Origin of the sequence: Flavobacterium defluvii, from assembly GCF_900129555.1 — a bacterium.
Lineage (GTDB): Bacteria > Bacteroidota > Bacteroidia > Flavobacteriales > Flavobacteriaceae > Flavobacterium > Flavobacterium defluvii.
In genome coordinates, this window is the sequence record NZ_FQWC01000001.1 from 480,878 (window position 1) to 501,836 (window position 20,959).

Consider the following 20,959-nt stretch of genomic DNA (forward strand, 5'->3'; position numbering starts at 1 on the left):
ATCGTTCCTCCGGAACTTTAAATCTATATTCTTTATTCTATAATCTATTTTCTAAAAGAAAGTCTTGCTTCTTGCCTCTAACTACTCTTTCTTAGCGCTATGCAAACCACACTCTTTATGGCTTGATTCCCACCACCATCTTCCGGCTCTGATGTCTTCTCCAGGAAAAATCGCTCTTGTACAAGGCGCACATCCGATGCTTACGAAACCTTGTTTATGCAATGCATTTTGAGGAACATTGTTTTCTGAAAGATATGTCTCAACTTCTTCTAAAGTCCATTTTAATAACGGATTGAATTTAATGATTTCGAAGTTTCCATCGTATTCAAACAAACTTAGATCATGTCTGTTTTCTGATTGTTCTGCTCTTAAACCTGTAATCCAAACTGAGTTTCCTGCCAAGGCTTTTCGTAACGGAACCACTTTTCGAATAAAACAGCATTCTTTTCTGTTTTCAACTGAATCATAAAAACTGTTTGGTCCTTTCGTCTGAAGCAGATTTTCTACTGAAGCTGCTTCTGGGAAATAAACTTCGATTGGTCTTTTGTATTTTTTTAATGTTTTATGAAAAACATCATACGTTTCCTGAAATAATCTCCCTGTGTCTAAAGTAAACACCTTAATATCAGTATTACTTTTTGCAATAAAATCGGTAATTACCTGATCTTCCTGGCCAAAAGAAGTCGAAAAAATTACTTTTCCAGGAAATTCTTTTGCTAAAAAAACTAAGGTTTCGTCAAGCGAAAAAGCTGCAGTTTTCTCTAATAATTCTTGTACAATACTCGCACTCATAAATCTCTCCTTTCTAAAATTATCTTTTACAATAATTTAGATAATGTTTTTAAACTCAATAATATAATTAGAATCCCAACGGCAACCATCATTGGTTTTCTTTTGATTTTATTCACTAAATAAGCTGCTAATGGCGCTGAAACTACTCCTCCTAAAATCAATCCGATGATCACCTGCCAGCCATGGATTCCTCCAAAAAGCATGAATGTGATTCCGCTTGCAAATGAAATCGCAAACTCAGCTGCGTTTACCGAACCAATAGTATATCTCGGATTTCTTCCTCTTCCTAATAAAGTCGAAGTTACGATTGGACCCCAGCCTCCGCCTCCAACAGAATCCATAAATCCTCCAAAAACAGCTAAAGCGCCTAATCTTTTGGTTTTCTTTTTTAAAATATTCTTTTTTAATGCCTTTCTGATAATAACTATTGCCAAAATCATCATATAAACCGCAATAAAAGGCTTAATAACATCCCCGTCGATTACATCAGATAATAAGTAAGCTCCAGTAATTGAACCTAAAACTCCCGGAATCAATAAATGCTTTACCAGTTTTTTATTGATGTTTCCGAATCTATGATGAGAAAGGGCCGATGCTCCCGTTGTAAACATTTCCGAAACGTGAACCGCTGTACTGCTCACAACCGGCGGAACTCCATAAGCCAATAAAAACGAAGTCGAAGTCGCTCCGTAACCCATTCCTAAAGTTCCGTCAACCAATTGGGCAAAAACTCCAATGGCTAAAAACACTAAAAACTCTGCATTAAAACCATTCACAAATCCATCCCACGTAAATTCTGCGTGATGATTGTATATTAATACAGATAATAAACCTACTAATAAAACAACAGGAATTCCAATCCAAAGCTTTTCTTTAAAAGAATCAACCGTATTTATTTTCAGTTCTTTTTCCATATTAAAATAATTAAATTTGATTTAAAAATCTATTACCCTATCGGGTTAGTAGATTACTTTGCAAAAATACTACTTATTTCTAAATTACAAAGCAATATTATCGTTTTTTTAAACCTCAGTTATTTATTTAGTAGTTTCTAAAAGAGATATTTAAAACTTCAACTTCATAATTTCACAAATAAGGGCTGATTACGTTGTTTTGAAACAATAAATTCCATTCAAAGATTTGGTTTTTAAATACCTTTTTTAACCTCTACAATATCTATAGAATAATTATAAAAATGTTGTATTTTAGCGCCAAATTTTTATTTATGGATTTTCAAATTGGTCTTGTAATTGCTGGATTAGTTGTAGGTTTTATTGTTGGATTAACAGGAGTTGGAGGCGGTTCCTTAATGACTCCAATTTTATTATATTTTCGTATTTCTCCAACAACAGCGGTAGGTACAGATTTACTTTATGCAGCTTTTACCAAAATGGGCGGTGTTTTTGTTCATCATAAAAAAGGCAATATTAACTGGAAAATTACAGGCTGGTTAACACTTGGCAGTGTTCCCGCTTCTTTATTGACATTATGGATTTTAAACAGCATTAAAACTGATATTGAAACAATAAACAGTGTAATTAAATACAGTTTGGGGTGGGCATTATTATTTACATCTGTTGCCATTATATTCAAAAAGAAACTTTTGGTTTTTTCTCAAAAACATGCGGGAGACAAATTTCATAGCGAAAGTCATACTCAAAATATGCTGACTATAGGAATTGGTGTTTTATTGGGAGCAACTGTAACTCTGACTTCTATTGGAGCCGGTGCTTTAGGAACGGTAACTTTATTTTTTCTTTACCCTCTTTTGCCAACACCTCGTTTAGTTGGTACTGAAATTGCCCATGCTGTTCCATTAACATTGGTTGCCGGAATTGGCCACGCTTCTATGGGGAATTTAGATTTAGTTCTGTTAGGACAATTATTATTAGGATCGCTTCCGGGAATTTATATAGGAAGTAGTTTAAGCGGAAAAGTTCCCGATTTATTTCTTAGAAATGCAATCGCTGTAATGCTCTTTCTAGCCGGATATAAATTGATTTTTTAATTATCACTCATATAAAAAAAGACCATTTCAAATTCTAGAAATGGTCTTTTTTATAGTTATAGTTATTCTTTAAAACGCAATATCTGCCAAAGAATTACTTTCTAATATTTTAAGTGTATTATCACGAACCTCTGTCATTAAACGTCTTGCCGCACAGGTAGATTCATCATCACAGTCATCGCATTTTTCATAAAAATTATGACTCGCACACGGAAGCAGTGCAATAGGACCTTCCAGAATGCGATAAACTTTTGCCATACTGATATCCTTTGGATCTTTTATCAGATAATAACCTCCGCCTTTACCTTTTTTTGCACCAAGAAATCCTGAATTTCTTAATAACAATAAAATACTTTCTAAAAATTTTATCGAAATATGCTCGTTTTTGGCAATTTCAGCGATTTGAACAGGTTCATTATTTTCGCGTCTGGCTAAGTAAGTTAAAGCTTTGATTCCGTATTTTGTTTTCTTTGAAAGCACTATAATATGTTTTAGATTTAAACTGCATATTTTAGATTTTTTCTAAAATAAACGAGTTTTATATTTTTCTGCAACAAAAATAGGCTTTTTAAATGAGAAAAATAACAGTCAGTTAGTTAAATTCTACTAAATCTATCAGATTACTTCGTTACTTCCTATTAAATTGAATTCGTGAAATAGTTTTACTTCTTTTTCTAAATCTTTTTTATTAGCCACATACGTATCCGAAATAGAATCGTGCCAGCCTCTGTTTCCTAAAAAAGAAAGTGCATCAAAAGGAATTAGTCGACATAAAGTTCTTTTAAAAATAGTACCAATAGAAGGTCTTTCTCCATTCTCATCTACCACAATAGTCCCCGTGATAAATTTACCTAAAGTTCTTCCAAAAAAAGTTTCTGTAAAGGTGTAGTAAAAAATTAAAATAGCAAAAAACAGAATTTGCCCTTCAAAATCGCTCATATTTCCAAGCCAGTACATCAATCCGTTTAAGCCAAAAAGATTTGCCAGAAGAGCCATGACAATTCCAAAAACAAAAATTAGAACAAAAACTGTAACTACATCTATAATATAGTTTATAAATCGGCTTCCGTTTGATGCCAGTAATTTTTCATCAAGAATATAAGTAGTGTTACTCATGGTTTGGTTAGTTTACTAAATTGATTTAAAATTTATAATGAAAACAAAAATATATTTTTTAATGAAATAACCATTAAAAAAGAATGACGATTTTTAACAGTAATAAAATTACAGTCAAAAATCGTCATTATATGATTTAGAAAATCTAAAATTGCTATCCTAAAGCTTGTTTTAAATCAGCAATTACATCTTCTACGGTTTCTAAACCTACAGAAACACGAACTAAACCTTGCGTGATTCCAACAGCCAATTGATCTTCTTCAGATAATTTGCTGTGCGTTGTAGAAGCCGGATGCGTAACAATTGATCTCGTGTCTCCAATATTTGCTGATAACGAACAAAGTTTAATTGAATTCAGGAATTTTCTTCCCGCTTCAATTCCGCCTTTAATTTCAAACGCAATAATGTTCCCACCATGTTTCATTTGTTTTTTAGCGATTTCGTATTGTGGATGCGATTTCAGGAACGGATATTTTACGCTGTTTACGTTTGGATGACTTTCTAAAAACTCAGCTACTTTCAAAGCATTTTCGCAATGTCTTTCTACACGAATGGCTAAAGTTTCTAAACTTTTTGATAAAACCCAGGCATTAAACGGCGACAAAGCCGGACCTGTATTTCTTGAAAATAAATAAATCTGTCTGATTAAATCTTCACTTCCAACAGTAACACCGCCTAAAACACGTCCTTGTCCGTCGATTAATTTGGTTGCTGAATGCACTACCAAATGCGCTCCAAATTTAATTGGCTGCTGTAAATATGGCGTTGCAAAACAGTTGTCGATTATTAAAATCAAATTGTGTTTTTTGGCAATATCTCCCAACAATTGCAAATCAATTACATCTACACCAGGATTTGTTGGTGATTCTGCATATAATATTTTGGTATTTGGTTTGATAAGACCTTCAATTGTTTCCGGCTTATTGATTTCAAAATACGATGTTTCAATATTCCATTTTGGAAAATAAGTCATAAACAAAGCATGCGTAGAACCAAAAACGCTGCTTGCCGAAACGATGTGATCTCCTGCATTTAATAAAGCTGCAAAAGTCGAATAAACTGCCGCCATTCCGGTTGCAAATGCATAACCAGCCTCAGCACCTTCCATTTTGCAGATTTTCTCCACAAATTCTGTCGTGTTCGGGTTGCTGAAACGGCTGTAAATATTTCTTTCTTTTTCTTCTGTAAAAGAAGCTCTCATATCTTCGGCATCTTCAAAAACAAAACTTGACGATAGGTACAAAGGCACCGAATGTTCCAGATACTGAGATCTTTCTAATTGTGTTCTAATGGCTTGTGTTTCAAAACCAAATTCTTCTGTATTCATTGTGTTGTTTTTTTGTTTTTTTGTTTCAAGTTTCAGGTTTCAAGTTTTAAAACTGAAATCTAAACTTAAACAAGTCAATTATTTATGCACAATCTGAGCATTTTCAAATTATCTAATTGACTAATTATCTAATTTATAAAGCTTCGTTGTTTAGTACAACTTTGTAGCTAATTGTTGCCGTTGGTTCAACTGTTTTGGCAACTGAGCAGTATTTCTCAAAAGAAAGCTGAGCTGCTTTTTTTGCTTTATCCGGATTGATTTCTCCTTCTAAATAAAAAACCACATCGATTTCTTTAAAAGGTTTTGCTTCTTCAATCTGGACACGCGTTCCTTCAACCTCAGCGTTAAAAGAAGTGATTTCCTGACGCTGTTTTTTCAAAATCGAAATCATATCAATTGCGCTGCATCCTGCAACGCCCATTAATACCAATTCCATTGGACTTGCGCCTAAATCGCTTCCGCCAAATTCGGCTCTGCTGTCAACGTCAACTACATGTCCGCGCTCATTTTTTACTTTAAAATGAAATGCGTCATTTACTCTGTTTAAAGTTACTTTCATTGTGTTGTTATTTTTTTTGTTTTTGTTTTTCTGTATAATTTCCACAATCTTGTCATTTCGACGAAGGAGAAATCTTCGTTGCTAAATCGACAAAGATTGACATTACTTTGTCGAGCTACTTGCGGAGATTTCTCCTTCGTCGAAATGACAAACAGTAGCAAAACTCTGTGAAATCAACAATCTAAAATCTGAATTCTAAAATCTAAAATCAATTACCCTTTATCAGATAATCTCAAAATATCTCCGAAAACTCCTCTCGCCGTAACAGCAGAACCTGCACCGGCTCCCTGAATAACGATTGGACGATCTCCGTAAGATTCTGTATAAATTTCGAAGAAAGAATCTGAACCTTTTAATCCGCCTAAAGCAGTATCTTTTGGTACTGATACTAGTTTTACTTCAAGATTTCCTTTATCATTTTGCAAATCTCCAGACAATTCACCAATGTATCTTAATACGTGATTTGGTTGTTGATCGGCTTTTATTTTCTCGTAAATTGGATCGAATTCTTTTAATTTTGTCAAGAAATCAGAAACATTTCCTTCTCTTAAATGTTCCGGAATTAGGTTTTGAATTGAGATTTCTTCAAACTCATTTTGCAAATCTAATTCTCTTGCCAAAATCAATAATTTTCTTCCCACATCATTTCCGCATAGATCTTCACGCGGATCCGGTTCTGTATATCCGTTATCAATGGCTTCTTTCAGAATTTCGCTAAACGGAACATCTTTTGCCGAAAAATTATTGAATAAATAACTTAATGTTCCAGAGAAAACCCCTTTAATTTTTGTGATATTTTCTCCTGAAAGATGCAGTAATTTAATTGTATCAATTAACGGTAAACCTGCACCAACATTGGTTTCGTATAAATAATTCTTTTGGTTTTCTGCCAAAGCTTTTCTCAATTCTTTATAAAAACCATACGTCAATGTATTCGCCACTTTATTTGAAGAAATCAAATCGAAACTGCTTTCTACAAGCGGAACATAATTTTCTACAAATGATGCACTTGCCGTATTATCAATCGCAATTAAGTTTTCTAAATGATACTCATTTGCATAAGCGATAATATCTTTAATTGTATACGGTTCTCCTTTTGTTTCAATATCGTTTTTCCAGCTTGAAGTTACGCCATTTTTATTTAAAAGAAGCTTTTTAGAATTCGCAATTGCGAAAACATTCAGCTTAATATCTTTACGTTTTTCAATTGAAGAAGCCGATTCTAAAATTTGATTGATCAAAGTTCCGCCCACTAATCCGTGACCGAAAATTGCAATGTTGATTTTTTTAGAAACTCCAAAAATCTCTCCGTGAATTACGTTTAAAGCTTTTGTTAGTTCTTCTTTTTTCACAACCAAACTCACGTTTTTGCCTGTAACCGTGTTGTTGAATAAAATTGGAACTATTTTATTTTTGATTAAAGCCGTATAAGGTTTGTGGAAAGTACTCAAATCCTGCCCGATAATCGAAATTACCGAAACATTATCTGTTACTGTAATCTGATTTACATCTTTAGAATAAAAGTCGTTTTCGAACTCTTTTTCTAACTCAACCATCGCCAGAGTAGCTTTGTCTTTTGCCACAACCAATCCAATTCCTCTTTCTGAAGAACCTTGTGAAATGATACTTACACTGATGTTGTGATCGCCCATAACTTTAAAAATTCGGGCATCAACTCCGGCTTTTCCAAGTAATCCGCGTCCTTCAAGATTTACAAGTGAAACATTTTCTAAAACAGAAAGCGTTTTAATTCCTTCTTTTTGAGAATTTGAAGTGATTAATGTACCGTGATTTTCGTGATTGAAAGTATTTAAAATACGAAGCGGAATATTTTTTTCTAATAATGGAATTATCGTTTTGGCGTGTAGAATTGTCGCGCCAAAATTCGCTAATTCATTCGCTTCATTAAATGATAAATATTCGATTTTTTTAGCATCGGCAACTAGATCAGGATTTGCTGTGTAGATTCCGTCAACGTGTGTGAAGTTTTGAAGTTCTTCGGCATCAAGATAATTAGCAATTAAAGAAGCGGTATAATTGCTTCCGTTTCTTCCTAAAGTTGTGGTGTCGTTGTTGTTGTTTGAACCAATGAAACCTGTAACGATATTGACTGTTTCTCCGTTATGTAATTTGAAATAGTTTATTACGTTTTTCTTTGAAAGTTGTTCCAAAGGCTGAGCGTCACCAAATTTAGAATCTGTTTTTAATAATTCTCTTGTATCCACAAAATTGGCCGGAATTCCTTTTTCAACTAAAATTGAAGTCAATAATTTTGCTGAAAGCAATTCGCCTTTAGATAAAATCTGATCTTTGATTTTGTTGCTGTAATCGCCAATTAAGCTTACTCCTTCGAATAATTTATCCAAAATATTAAATTCTTCAGATAAATCTACCTGCGGATAATCTGAAGTTTGGTAAGCTTTAAAACTTTCTAAAAGTGGTTTGTAATTTCCGTTTTTAGCAGCAATTCTTAAGATATCTTCTAATTCATCTGTCGCATTTCCGCGTGCAGAAACGACTACGGCAATTTTTTCGCCTTGATTTACTTTATCAGAAATGATTGAAACTACTTTGTTAAGTCCTTCTCCGTTTGATAATGATTTACCTCCAAATTTTAATATTTTCATTTTATTTTGCTATTGTTTCTGCCTTAAAAATTCCGGCAAGTAAATGATCTAATTGTTTGTACTCGATTAAAAAAGCGTCATGTCCGTGAACCGAATCAATTTCGCTGTAAAAAACATTGTTTTTAAATTTCTTTAATTCATTGTAAGTTTCCAGATTTTCTTTTGGTGTAAAAAACAAATCTGAATTGATTGCAACGATATGAATCGCAGCGTTTGATTTGGATATTAACGTTTCGAAATCCTCACTATTTCTGGTAATATCTATGGTTTTAAGCAGCTGGTTCATCAATTTATAAGATGCTAATTGATAGCGCTGCTGTAATTTTTTTCCGTGATGTGCCAGCCAGCTTTCGATATTAAAAATCAAAAGATCCTGATTGATAGTTCTCTGGAATTTTTCTTTGAATGATTCCGGTGAGCGGTAACACAACATAGCATGGATTCTCGCATCTTCGATTGGTTTTGAAGAATTATTCAGAATCTGCTCCTGCAAAAAACAATTGGCAATCATCCAGTCGGTCGATTTCCAGTCTGTTGCAATAGGAATTAAATGTTCTGTAATGTTGGGTTCTAAAGCCAGAATTTCCCAGGCAACGCCGCCGCCGACAGAACCGCCGATTATGGCAAATACCTTTTCGATACTTAAAGCTTTTAAGCCTTTGATGAAGATTTTGGCAATATCTCTGGTTGTAAAATCCTGATAATTTTCGATTAGGAAAGAATCGTTTCCGTTTCCTGGAACATTAAACGCCAAAACGGTATATTGATTGGTATCGATGGTTTTTGCTTCGCCTATTAAATCATTCCACCAGCCATTTTCGCCAGTCACATTTGCGTTTCCGGTTAAGGCGTGATTTACCAATACAATTGGAGCAGTATACAGCGGTTTACCAGCAAGTGTAAAACTTAACGGTAACGACGAATACAATGCACCACTTTCGGTGATGAAATCTTGAATTATAATGGGACTTGGTATATTTTCCAATTTCAAATCTTTTTTTACTTTTTTGATTTGTATGTGGAAATATTAGAAAGAAAGTCTAGAGTTTGAAACTAGAAAAAATTCTTGTTGTTATCTTTCCACGTTTGGGCGTGGTAGAATGCAGCACCTTCTTCGAATTAACGAAGGGTTGCTAAGGATTCATCGGGTCTAATCCCTCCTCCTTTCTTTATAACATTTCAATACGTTTTTGAACTTAACGGTGCAAATTAACTACTAATTTCTTAAACTAACAAATTTTATCGAAACTGATTCTTCAATTTCTTAAACATTATTCAATCAGAAACTTTTGTACGCACAAAATTACCGAACGTTATGCCCAGTAAAGTCATGCAGGTTTTAACCTATTTTATGGCTGCTTTTCAAGTTAGATGAAAAGGGTTTCATTTTCTTTTGAATACATCAAAAACAATAATGAATTTGGTGCTTTTTTTACCGCTTTTTTATCTGTTTCAGTTACACCGAAACTTGGGTGGATTAATTCGTTTGCAGGCGGCGGGTTGTTTCTTTCAGCTTTTATGTTTCTGTACGTTGAAAGTTTTTTTCTTAAGTAAGTAATTGCGCTCATATTATTAAGTTTAAGTTAGTTATTGTAATCTTTATTTTTTCTTTAATTCTTTGTTATCCTGCCAAAAGGAATAAAAAAACCCTTTTGGATTTTTAATACCAAAAGGGTCTAAGTTTTTATACAACTTATATATACTTTTAGTATCAACAGACGCGTACACAAATACGTGCGACATTAAACATCTTGTTCATCTGTAGGGACTTATTCATTTGCGATTTGACTGTTATTTTAAAAAAATCTTGCATGTATTTTTCTTTAAAGCTTTTTTCAGATTTGATTAGGACCTCAAAAGCGAATATTTATTTTAACAAATAAACCTGTATTTTTAACAGATCTTACTTGTCTTACAAATGTGCGAATAATTTTCGAATATTCCAAGTTATAAAAGCCTTATTTTTCTTAAAAAACGTTAAAAAACAGCTTTTTATCGTTAAAAAACGTCTTACAAAATTCCAATTTGAACGAAAGAAAGTTTTGTCTTACAAAAAATTAACTAACTTTAGTTTCAATCTATCAAAGAACTACTAATATTAAAGCCACTTTTACAGCCAGACAGCTTCTTTATTTTTTATTTTTTCGGCAACTTTTAAAATGTCTGTTATCAAGCCTCTTGAAATAGCTTGTTTGCATGGCGGTGCACTCTGAATTACAATAGGTGTATTGGCATACGACTGGGTATAGATTTCAAAAATAGAATCGGAACCTTTTAGCTGACCAATTGCCGATGTCACGGGTTCTGATACTAATTTTACTTCGAGTGTATTTTTTTCGACATCAAATTCACCAATATATCGTAAAACATGATTGTCTTTTTGGGTTATTTTAGCAATTTTAAATGATCTGTCGACTGCATCTTTATTGAGAATTCCGTTTTTCTCTAAATGTTCTTCCTGAATAAGAGAATTAATTTTAATATCCGAAAAGTCAAATTCTTTTCCAATTTCACGGGTTAAAATCAATAATTTTCTTGCTGTATCGTTTCCTGATAAGTCTTCTTTAAATGTAGAACGCATTAATCCGAGAAGACTGGCATCTTTCAAAATAGACGAAAAGGTATTTTCTTCGGCAGAAAAACGATTAAATACATAACTTAGATTATCTGAAAATACACCGCGGATTTTTGTGATTTTTTCTCCGGAATAGTACAAATCTCTTAATGTCTGTAAAACCGGAACTCCTGTATCCACGGAGGTTTCATACAAAAACTCTTTATCGTACTTTTTAAGATTTTCTCTTAATTGCTTATAAAGATCAATTGGGAGCGTGTTTGCTTTTTTATTTACGGCAACAATATTAAAACCGTTTTGGATTAACGTATTATAATGACCTATAAGTTCATCACTCGCAGTTGCATCGACTGCAATTAGATTTTCAAATTCGTTTTCTTTTGCAAATTCGATAATATCTTCGACCCTAAACGGCACTGCCAATTGTCTAAAATTGGTTTCCCATGCATACCCTACGCCTTCTTTCTCAAAAAAGGCAACTGTAGAATTGGTAATTATAGGAAAATGAAAATCGACATTTTTACTTTGCAGAAAAAACTCCTGACTTTCTATAATCTGATTGATTAATGTACTTCCTATATTTCCTATTCCGAATAGAATAATATTTATTTTAAGCTTTGACATAATTTTAATTTTTAAAATATATCTGTGTTATTGAAACCATATAAAGTAATGTAAGTTCATTTAATGCAAAACATTTTAATGATAGATGGGGCTAAATACGTAGACGCACTGCGGTGCGCCTCTACATATGGTAAAAATTCTTTTCATAAAAAATCACCTCTAGCAGAACTCACGCTGCTAAAGGCAATTTTTCAAACAAAAAACAAAAAAACCTAATTTTTATTGATACTATACTGCGACTGAGTTACGCTTTCAAAAACCGATTGTAAATCGGCAATTAAATCTTCAACATCTTCAATTCCAACAGAAAGTCGGACTAAATCTTTTGTAACTCCGGTAGCTAATTGTTCTTCTTCTGACAATTGCTGATGCGTCGTGCTCGCCGGGTGGATAATCAGCGATTTGGTATCACCAATATTAGCCAGAAGTGAGAACAATCTTGTTTCGTCTACCACTTTTTTAGCGGCATCAAAACCTCCTTTTAATCCAAAAGTGATAATTCCGCTTTGGCCTTCAGGAAGATATTCTTTTGCTAAATCATAATATTTATTTGATTTCAAACCTGGATAATTTACCCAGACTACCTCATCTTGTTTCTCTAACCATTCAGCCAGAGCCAAAGCATTTTCGCTGTGTTTTTTAATTCGGATAGGAAGTGTTTCTAATCCCTGAATAATCTGGAATGCATTAAATGGGCTTAAAGCTGCTCCAAAATCACGCAATCCTTCGATTCTTGCTTTTGCGATAAAAGCTGCATTTCCTAAAGCTTCGTGATATACTAATCCGTGATATCCGGCAGAAGGTTCTGTAAATTCAGGGAATTTTCCGTTGGCCCAGTCAAAATTTCCGGCATCGATAATCGCGCCTCCTAATGACGTTCCGTTTCCGGCTATATATTTTGTTAAAGAGTGAATTACAATATCGGCACCGTATTTAATCGGGTTTAATAAATAAGGTGTCGCAACTGTATTGTCTACTATAAAAGGCACTTTGAATGCTTTAGCTTGTGCCGAAATTCCTTTTAAATCTAATACGTCTAATTTTGGGTTTCCTAAAGATTCTACAAAGAATGCTCTGGTATTTTCTTTTGCTGCTTTTGTGAAGTTTTCAGGATTTGAAGGATCGACAAAAGTGGTTGTAATTCCTAATCGCGGTAAGGTTACACTTAATAAGTTATAAGTTCCGCCGTATAAACTGTTTGATGCTACGATATGATCGCCCGCTCTCAATAAAGTCAATAAAGCAGTTGAAATTGCTGATGCACCCGATGCTGTCACTACAGCTCCAATTCCGCCTTCGAGTGCTGCAAGGCGCTGTTCTAAAACATCATTTGTCGGGTTATTTAATCTGGTATAAATAAATCCGGCTTCGGCAAGACCAAATAAATTGGCCGCATGATCAGCATTATTAAATACATATGATGATGTCTGATAAATGGGTACTGCTCGTGTTCCTGAATTTTTAGTAACATCGTGCCCTGCGTGTAATGCGTTGGTTGCAAATTTTTGTGTGCTCATGATTTCTTAGTTTTTTAAATATTGTTAATACTTATATATTGTAATTGATATTGGTTTTTGAAATTGAAATTATGAATGGATTTATGCAAAAGAAAATTCTCGTTCGAGTTCAGGATCATACATTTGAAACAATAATGATTTTTGAACTTTTCTATCCTGCTCTGCATTTATTCTTCTAATTTCTCTTGATATTTCTTCAGATTTAATATTGTCTTTTTGAGAATCGTTTCTCAATAAATATTCGACTGCTATGGAATTTAATGTTTTCATGATTTTTAATTTTAAAGTATTGAAATGAAAAAAGCCCTTTCGGATGGCGACCAAAAGGGCTTATAGCTTAACTATAACAAAGATTGTATCTTTCACTTTTGGCAACAGCAAGGTTGGATGCACATTTGCATCACGCTACAACACATCATATTTTTTCCTGCTATTGTTTTCATTGTAATTAAAAATTAATTCATTTTTTAAACTCGACCAATTCGATAGAGTAAATGTAACAAGTATTTTTCTAACTGCCAAATAAAATTTTGATATTTAACAATAAATTTTTGTAAGTCACGTAAATAAAGGCTTCTTCTATAAAAAATTGACCCACAGATGTTACGGATTAAACGAATTAGCACCTTTATCTGGGTTGAAAAAGGTTAGCCACAGATTAAAAAGATTACATTGATTTTAAAAATCAGTGCTAATTCGTTTAATCCTTAAAATCTGTGACTTATTTCTTTTCAGAATTTTATTGATTCAAAAAAACCGGTGTTAATCCGTTTAATCTGTATAATCTGAGGGCCATCTTTTTTTAGAATTTAAAGCTCAAACGTGCAAAACCAAATCTTCCGTTTAATCCAAACTGCGATACAGCTCTTGAATATGCAAACTGATTGGCATTTGACAAATCTGTACTTGGTGCCGGAGATAAAGTTGGAGTTGTGTTTGTGAAAGCCGGAGTTGATGGATTATTTCTGTCCGGATAAACATCTCCTATATTATTAAAGCCAACTGTTGCTCTAAAATGTTCATTGATTTGATATCCGAAAGATAAATCGGTTACCAGTTTTGCACTGTATTCCGGATGTTCGTATACCGAAGCAAATCCATCTAAATTAACATCTGTTGCTCCCGGATCTGTAACTTTTCCGAAATAACTGTTTCTTAAATAAATGTCCAGTTTTTTAATGCTGAAAGTTGTTGTTAAGTTTGCTTTTAATTTCGGAATTGCTTCTTCTAAATACACTCGGCTTGACTCAGGAAAAAATGAATATATATAAGGATCTCCTCCTGCATTAACAATAGACTGCGGAATATGCAAATCTCCTACTCTTTTAGTTTCATTATAACTCAAAGCAAAATCATTTCTGATTACAAAATCCTGAATTACATCGTATTTTTGAGAAATTACAACATCAATTCCTTTTGTTTCAGAGTCGATTCCGTTTGTCCAGAACGAAGCTCTTTCTACACCTTTTGTATCAAAAGCCTGTTGAAACAAAGTCAAAGCTTCTGCCTGCTGCGGAGAAGTTGCTGCAGCAATCTGAGCATCTGTTGGTCTTGAATATTGACCAGTTAAAACAATTCTGTCGTTGATTCTGGTGAAATAAGCATCGGTTGCGATTGTAATATTGGCTTCTGGGATTTTAAATGTAAATCCTGTACTGATGCTTTTTGATTTCTCTGGTTTTAAATTTTCTACGCCAATACTTTTTGCTGCCTGAGAATCATTTGTAAAATAGCCAACCTGATATGGCGAACCATTAATAAACTGTGTTGAACTGCTTTCGAAATATTTTTGTTGTAAAGACGGCGCTCTAAAGCCTGTTTGTCCAGAAATTCTCCAGTTGATATTTTCGTTTAGTTTTAAAAGAGAAGCTAATTTAAAATTAATTGTGCTTCTAAAATCTGAATAATTTTCATAACGTGCCGCACCATTTACAAGCCAGTTTTCTGTAGCATTTAACTCTAAATCAAGATAAGCTGCACCGCTTCGTCTGTCTCTTTCTTTAGCATCTGAAGGCTGAAATCCTGAAAATCCCTGCGCTCCTGCTCCGCGTTTGTTTCCAAAGAAATCAGTCACAATTAAAGGTGAATTGCTTGGCAGAATTCCAGAAACCAAAGTTCCGTTTACATCATATAATCCGTATGAAGCTTCTTCTCCTTGTTTGATTTGATAATTTTCATATCTGAATTCACCTCCAAAAGCAACGTTTAAACCAGAAAGAAAATCAAATTTTCTGCTGAAATCTAAATTGGTCGTACTTTGCAAAAAAGAAACTTTTCCGGCATCAAAACTTGTTGGAGAATTTACGCCCAAAGTTGCATTGATAGTATTGTTTACATCATATTTAAAAGAGTTTGTTCCAAGGTTCGAACTCAAATCAGTATCAAAACCAAATAATTGTGTATTTACTCCAAGTGCTGCAGAAGCATCTAAAATTCCTGATTCAATTTCCGGTAAAAATCCGTTTTCATACACTTGCGTGAAAGTTCCTGAACCATTTGGTAATCTGTTAAAAGCATACGATTTTCCATCTCTATATGATACTCCACCAAATGAATACAATGAAGTTGTTTCGGTTAAAGGATATTTTGCATTATAATAGGCTTGTCCCGAAGCAAGTTCTGACTGACCAACACTCATATTATAGTCGGCTCTTTCCTGATTTCTATAAGCTAATTCATTATTAGTTACATCAAAATTTAGCGCTGTCTGCAATTGTGCAATTGTTGTTGCAGATGAAATTGCATTTTGCTGTGCCGGTGTAAAATAACTTACCTGCGGCGCATATTGCTGAATCGTACTTATAATTTGTACCGAATTTGGAGTCGTATTGATATTGCTAAAAAGAGAGTTGATCTGAACTCCGTTTTGCGCGGCTCTGTTTTCTACAGCATTGTAAGCATTAAAAATGGCATTGCTTCTAATTCCTGCGCGGCTTGTCACTTGTCTTGTTACAGCAGTTCCGGTAACATTTAAAAAACTTCCCGGTTTTCCTAATGAAGTTCCGTAGTTTAAATCAACCTGAACAGTTTGTCCATCGGCTCCGCCTTTAAAGTTGTTAGATCCCGAAGATAAATTAGTTCCGTACTGAATTCCTCCTGAAAGATAATTGGCATTCTTTTTTAGAACGATATTGATTACTCCGGCAATCGCATCAGAACCGTATTGTGCTGCTGCTCCGTCTCTTAAAACTTCGATTCTTTCAATGGCGAAAGATGGAATCGCATTTAAATCTGTTCCTACAGATCCTCTTCCCGGTGATCCGTTTATGTTTACTAAGGCACTTGTATGTCTTCGTTTTCCATTTACTAAAATTAAAACCTGATCCGGGCCTAAACCTCTTAATTGTGCCGGATCAACGTGGTCTGTTGCATCGGCAGTTGATGTTGCGTTACTGGTAAAAGATGGTGCAACATAATTTAAAATCTGCGTTACGCTGGTTTGCGGCGCTCCTTTTGTTATTTCAGAAATATTAAAAACATCAACAGGAACCGGAACATCAGTTTTTACTCTGTTTTTATTTCTGGTTCCAATTACGGTAACTTCTAATAATTCATTATTCTTTAAAGTATCCTGCTCCGTTTTATTATCCTGAGCATAAAGGCCTGAAAATGTCACAAGACCTAAAACGATTAGTACATTCTTCTTCATTTCTTTTTTACTGATTAATTAGTGTTTTTGGCTTAAAAAAAATCTTACAGTTTTTTCAGTTTCAAACAAAAAAAACCTCTGCGGCCTGCAGAGGTTCTATTTATGTGGTTGAAAATAAACTACAATAGAGTCTCTGCGGAAAGTTCCGGCATCTTACAAGACATCATATTGCAAACTGTAAATTTCATTTGTTCTGTTATTTTAACGAGGCAAATTTGCGAACTATTTTTTAACTGACCAAACAAAAACCAAAATATTTTCTATTACCCTATCAAATTAGTATATTACTGTTAAATTTCTGCTATAAAAAATAAAAAAAGTTGAACTTTAATTTGCAAATCAAAATGGTTTTATACCTTTGCACGCGAATACAGAGGAAAAATTTGAACTGATTGCAACCTCTTCATAATGAAATGATTCGTTATGAATGCCGAAACCAGGATTTCGGTAGTAAAAAATGCTAAAGCAGGTATTCTCCTTTAGCACTTTCAGCAATTACTTTTCCTCGATTAATGTTAATTTAATAAATTATTATGGCTTATTTATTTACGTCAGAATCTGTTAGTGAAGGGCATCCAGACAAAGTTGCAGATCAAATTTCGGATGCTTTAATTGATAACTTTCTGGCATTTGATGCTGACTCAAAAGTAGCTTGTGAAACTTTGGTTACTACTGGTCAGGTTATTTTAGCAGGTGAGGTAAAATCGAATACTTATCTTGATGTACAGCAAATTGCACGTGAGGTAATCCGTAAAATTGGATATACTAAAAGTGAATATATGTTTGAAGCGAATTCTTGTGGAATTCTTTCAGCAATTCACGAGCAGTCTGCAGACATTAACCAAGGTGTTGACAGAGCTAAGCCAGAAGAGCAAGGTGCTGGAGATCAGGGAATGATGTTTGGTTACGCTACAAACGAAACTGAAAACTACATGCCATTGGCATTAGATTTATCTCATAAATTATTACAAGAGTTAGCTATTTTAAGACGCGAAAACAAAGAAATCACGTATTTACGTCCGGATGCTAAATCTCAGGTTACTTTAGAATACAGCGACGATAACAAACCAACTCGTATTGATGCGATTGTTATCTCAACTCAACATGATGATTTTGATGAAGAAGCGGCAATGCTTGCTAAAATCAAAAAAGATATTGTTGAAATTTTGATTCCAAGAATTATCGCTAAAAACCCTAAACACGCACATTTATTCAACGATAAAATCAACTATCACATTAACCCAACAGGAAAATTCGTTATTGGGGGACCTCACGGAGATACTGGTTTAACAGGAAGAAAAATCATTGTTGATACTTATGGCGGAAAAGGTGCTCACGGTGGTGGTGCATTCTCTGGAAAAGATCCAAGTAAAGTGGATAGAAGTGCTGCTTATGCAACTCGTCATATCGCTAAAAACTTAGTTGCTGCTGGTGTTGCTGACGAAATCTTAGTTCAGGTTTCTTACGCTATTGGAGTTGCTGAGCCAATGGGAATTTTCATTGAAACTTACGGAACTTCTAAAGTTAACTTAACTAACGGTGAAATCGCTAAAAAAGTAGAGTCTATTTTTGATATGCGTCCTTACTTTATCGAGCAAAGATTAAAATTAAGAAATCCAATTTACAGCGAAACTGCTGCTTACGGACACATGGGACGTAAACCAGAAACGGTTACTAAAACTTTCTCTGCTCCGGGCGGAAACGAAAAAACGGTTACTGTTGAGTTGTTTACATGGGAAAAACTTGATTTTGTTGATCAGGTAAAAGCTGCTTTTGGATTATAATCCAGATTTTTAGACTGACTTAGATCGTTAGACATCTTAGTCCTAAATATAAAAAATCCGATTTCTAAAATTTAGAAATCGGATTTTTATTTGTGTAGCTGTTGCGTAATTTATTAATACGTTCCGTTTTGCATTTTTGATAATGTTTCTTTTATTTCACCTGCAGTAACTTCTTCAACATTTTTATCTAAATATTTTACCGCCAAAGCCTGAGTTGCAATTGCTTTTTCTTTTTGACCGTCTTTATAATACAACTGCGCCAAGGTGTCTAAATAATAAGGATTATTTTTTGTTACTACCAAACTGTATTCTGACCAAACAATAGCACTTTTTATAAAAGATGCATTTTGAGGTTTTAAAACAACTTTCCACGCTGATTCATTACACAAATTCGAGTGGTAATCTTTAAATGAATTCCATCCATCATAAGAATAGCTTGAAGCTGGGTCTAATGAGGTGTATATTGCATCTAATTTTTCAATTGGGCTTCCTTTTTCTGAAGCTAAATTAGAGTCAAAATAAGTGCCGAATTCTTTTAAGAAATTAGTATTCGATCCGTCTTTATCTTCTATCTGACTTAAATAATCAAAATAGTTTCGGTATGATTCAAAGTTTCCTTTTCCTAAAGCGATGATCTTTTTATAAATCGAAATATTCTTGTCTTTGTTTACTTCTCCTGAAGTTCCTTCCTGAGAAACATAAGTATTTTGCTGTAAGGCCAAAGATATTTCAGAAACAACATTTCCTAAAGTATGTATTTCTCCTTCTTTATTATTGAATGCTGCACGTTCTGCTTCAATTGTATCTGAGTGTTTTAAAAGATAATCAATTGCTAAATAATCTGTGTCGTTTAAGATTCTGTCTTCGTTAAAAAGCTGTTTTGTAAATCCTTGATTTTTGATTTCTTTTACTATTGTTTCTACCAAATACAAGTTTGGTTTTGTATCTTTTTGATGCGCTTCAATTAGTTTTTTCCAGGTTTGCGCAATTTCTTTTTTATCTACAGTTGCTTTTGTGATTACAAATTCGGTAGAATTTGGATCATCTAATGTATAGTCTGAATCATAATCGTATGATGTTTCTAACAATGCTGCTTTGTTAAACGCTCTGATCAAATCAGCATCGGCAGCTTTTTTATTTTTGAAAACTTTATCAATCGAAACAAAAGCGTCTGCACGCTGCAGCTTTCTGTAAAAATCTCCGTAGTAACTAAACTGATACGATTTGTCTGTTAAATCAGATTTTGCAACTGCTAATACATCTCCGTTTCCGTTTAAAACAACTACACTCGGATCATCCGTTATTTTATTGTTTTTGAGCCACTTTTTATCATCTCCTCCGGCCAGATAATAATTGAAAACGTCGTATTGCGGATTGTAATTATCATACATATTATAAGAGGTCTGCTCTTCCTGACCTATTACAAATGCATCAAAATTAGTTTTGGCTAACTTATTTTTATTATCTGCTAAAACAACCAGAAACTTACTGCTCTTTTCTTTCGTTGCTGCGATTGCACTTTTTAGATTATTTTCTATTTTTAATTTAAACTTATATTGCGCTGCAGCCGGAGCTTCAGTATAAGCAACTACTGCTGATGTATCAATTACTGCTGTTGCTGTGTCAACTAATTCTTCATAATCTGTCTTACCCGGATAAGTCCAGTTTGAAACAATTTCACTTTGAAGAGGAACAACTTTAGAAGGTTTTACAGGTTGTACTTCTTTTTCATTTAAAAACACTAACGGATTTTTTCCTCCTTTTTCAGAAATTTTCAACTCGTTTGTTTTCTTATCATAAAATCCGGCAATTTTTAAATCTCCTAAAACTTCCAATTCATAATTGATTGTCACTTCAGAAACATCTTTTGGTAAAGCATATTTATAAACATTGCTTTTTCCGTTATATTCTTCGTAAACTAAATATAAAAAGTCTGCTTTTTCGATTTCAAATTCCAAATCTGTTTTTTCCCAATCTGGATCTGATTTTGCTTTAATATCCGAAAGTTTTTGATATTGAACTGTTTCTGAACCTTTTTGTGTTCCTATATAAAAAGAATAATAAGAAGGATCTAAAAATTTAATTTTAATCTTTTTTGCTTTTTTATCTGTTGCAAAAGAAAGATCAAATCTGTTTTCTGATTTTGTAGTATTAATGAAATTTAAGGAATCTCCTTTAATTTCGTAACCTCCCGTGTAGAAAACCAATTCGTATTTATTATCATCTAATAAATTTAATTTGATTTTCTGGCCTTTGTTTGTAGATAGATAAGTTCCTTTTTCGATGCCTTTTGTTTGAGAATAAGACATAAAAATTCCCGAAGTAAATAGTAATAAAATCCAAATAAAATTGCGCATATTATAAAAATTTGGCTGTTAATA

At 33.6% G+C, this 20,959-nt stretch carries 16 protein-coding genes and 1 riboswitch; of the genes, 2 read left to right on the forward strand and 14 right to left on the reverse strand.

Going from position 1 to position 20,959, the window contains the following annotated elements; translation table 11 throughout:
* Positions 1-81 precede the first annotated feature (81 nt).
* Together BUC29_RS02095 and BUC29_RS02100 are read right to left on the reverse strand one after the other, a co-directional pair.
* Entirely contained in the window at positions 82-792 is a 711-nt protein-coding gene (locus BUC29_RS02095; RefSeq protein ID WP_073412909.1) for a phosphoadenylyl-sulfate reductase, read from the reverse strand.
* 26 nt (positions 793-818) lie between these two features.
* Positions 819-1,706: a sulfite exporter TauE/SafE family protein gene (locus tag BUC29_RS02100; protein WP_073412917.1), complete on the reverse strand. Its 888-nt coding sequence runs from the start codon at positions 1,704-1,706 to the stop codon at positions 819-821.
* Between the two features lie 311 nt (positions 1,707-2,017).
* Here BUC29_RS02100 and BUC29_RS02105 point away from each other — a divergent pair, with 311 nt between their 5' ends.
* Positions 2,018-2,800 carry a sulfite exporter TauE/SafE family protein gene (locus BUC29_RS02105; protein WP_073413579.1) on the forward strand — a complete coding sequence of 261 codons (783 nt, stop codon included), beginning with the start codon at positions 2,018-2,020 and terminating at the stop codon, positions 2,798-2,800.
* Between the two features lie 69 nt (positions 2,801-2,869).
* Here the strand turns inward: BUC29_RS02105 and BUC29_RS02110 are convergent, their stop codons facing one another.
* From BUC29_RS02110 to BUC29_RS02160, 11 genes are all read right to left on the reverse strand, one after another.
* A complete protein-coding gene (locus tag BUC29_RS02110) occupies positions 2,870-3,280 on the reverse strand; it encodes an RrF2 family transcriptional regulator (RefSeq protein ID WP_073412918.1) in 411 nt (136 codons plus the stop codon).
* 135 nt (positions 3,281-3,415) lie between these two features.
* Positions 3,416-3,916 (reverse strand): RDD family protein, encoded by a 501-nt coding sequence (locus BUC29_RS02115; RefSeq protein ID WP_073412919.1) that lies wholly within the window; start codon positions 3,914-3,916, stop codon positions 3,416-3,418.
* A gap of 154 nt (positions 3,917-4,070) precedes the next feature.
* Positions 4,071-5,243: a trans-sulfuration enzyme family protein gene (locus BUC29_RS02120; protein WP_073412920.1), complete on the reverse strand. Its 1,173-nt coding sequence runs from the start codon at positions 5,241-5,243 to the stop codon at positions 4,071-4,073.
* Positions 5,244-5,376: 133 nt separating this feature from the next.
* The gene (locus tag BUC29_RS02125; protein WP_073413581.1) at positions 5,377-5,802 is read right to left on the reverse strand and encodes an OsmC family protein; all 426 of its coding nucleotides are present in this window, start codon (positions 5,800-5,802) and stop codon (positions 5,377-5,379) included.
* Positions 5,803-6,014: 212 nt separating this feature from the next.
* The gene (gene thrA, locus BUC29_RS02130) at positions 6,015-8,429 is read right to left on the reverse strand and encodes a bifunctional aspartate kinase/homoserine dehydrogenase I (protein ID WP_073412921.1); all 2,415 of its coding nucleotides are present in this window, start codon (positions 8,427-8,429) and stop codon (positions 6,015-6,017) included.
* Position 8,430: 1 nt separating this feature from the next.
* Complete coding sequence (locus BUC29_RS02135) at positions 8,431-9,420, reverse strand: alpha/beta fold hydrolase (RefSeq protein ID WP_073412922.1); 990 nt, start codon at positions 9,418-9,420, stop codon at positions 8,431-8,433.
* Between the two features lie 78 nt (positions 9,421-9,498).
* Positions 9,499-9,607: riboswitch (SAM riboswitch) on the reverse strand.
* Positions 9,608-9,796: 189 nt separating this feature from the next.
* Positions 9,797-9,997, reverse strand: coding sequence for a hypothetical protein (locus BUC29_RS02140; RefSeq protein WP_073412923.1), 201 nt, complete (start codon positions 9,995-9,997; stop codon positions 9,797-9,799).
* Positions 9,998-10,539: 542 nt separating this feature from the next.
* Positions 10,540-11,628: a homoserine dehydrogenase family protein gene (locus BUC29_RS02145; protein WP_073412924.1), complete on the reverse strand. Its 1,089-nt coding sequence runs from the start codon at positions 11,626-11,628 to the stop codon at positions 10,540-10,542.
* Between the two features lie 212 nt (positions 11,629-11,840).
* Positions 11,841-13,145, reverse strand: coding sequence for an O-acetylhomoserine aminocarboxypropyltransferase/cysteine synthase family protein (locus BUC29_RS02150; RefSeq protein ID WP_073412925.1), 1,305 nt, complete (start codon positions 13,143-13,145; stop codon positions 11,841-11,843).
* 81 nt (positions 13,146-13,226) lie between these two features.
* Positions 13,227-13,415: a hypothetical protein gene (locus tag BUC29_RS02155; protein ID WP_073412926.1), complete on the reverse strand. Its 189-nt coding sequence runs from the start codon at positions 13,413-13,415 to the stop codon at positions 13,227-13,229.
* Between the two features lie 532 nt (positions 13,416-13,947).
* Positions 13,948-16,794 (reverse strand): TonB-dependent receptor plug domain-containing protein, encoded by a 2,847-nt coding sequence (locus BUC29_RS02160; RefSeq protein WP_073412927.1) that lies wholly within the window; start codon positions 16,792-16,794, stop codon positions 13,948-13,950.
* Positions 16,795-17,327: 533 nt separating this feature from the next.
* Here BUC29_RS02160 and metK point away from each other — a divergent pair.
* Complete coding sequence (gene metK, locus BUC29_RS02165) at positions 17,328-18,578, forward strand: methionine adenosyltransferase (protein ID WP_073412928.1); 1,251 nt, start codon at positions 17,328-17,330, stop codon at positions 18,576-18,578.
* Between the two features lie 113 nt (positions 18,579-18,691).
* Here the strand turns inward: metK and BUC29_RS02170 are convergent, their stop codons facing one another.
* A complete protein-coding gene (locus BUC29_RS02170; RefSeq protein ID WP_073412929.1) occupies positions 18,692-20,935 on the reverse strand; it encodes a hypothetical protein in 2,244 nt (747 codons plus the stop codon).
* Between the last annotated feature and the right edge of the window lie 24 nt (positions 20,936-20,959).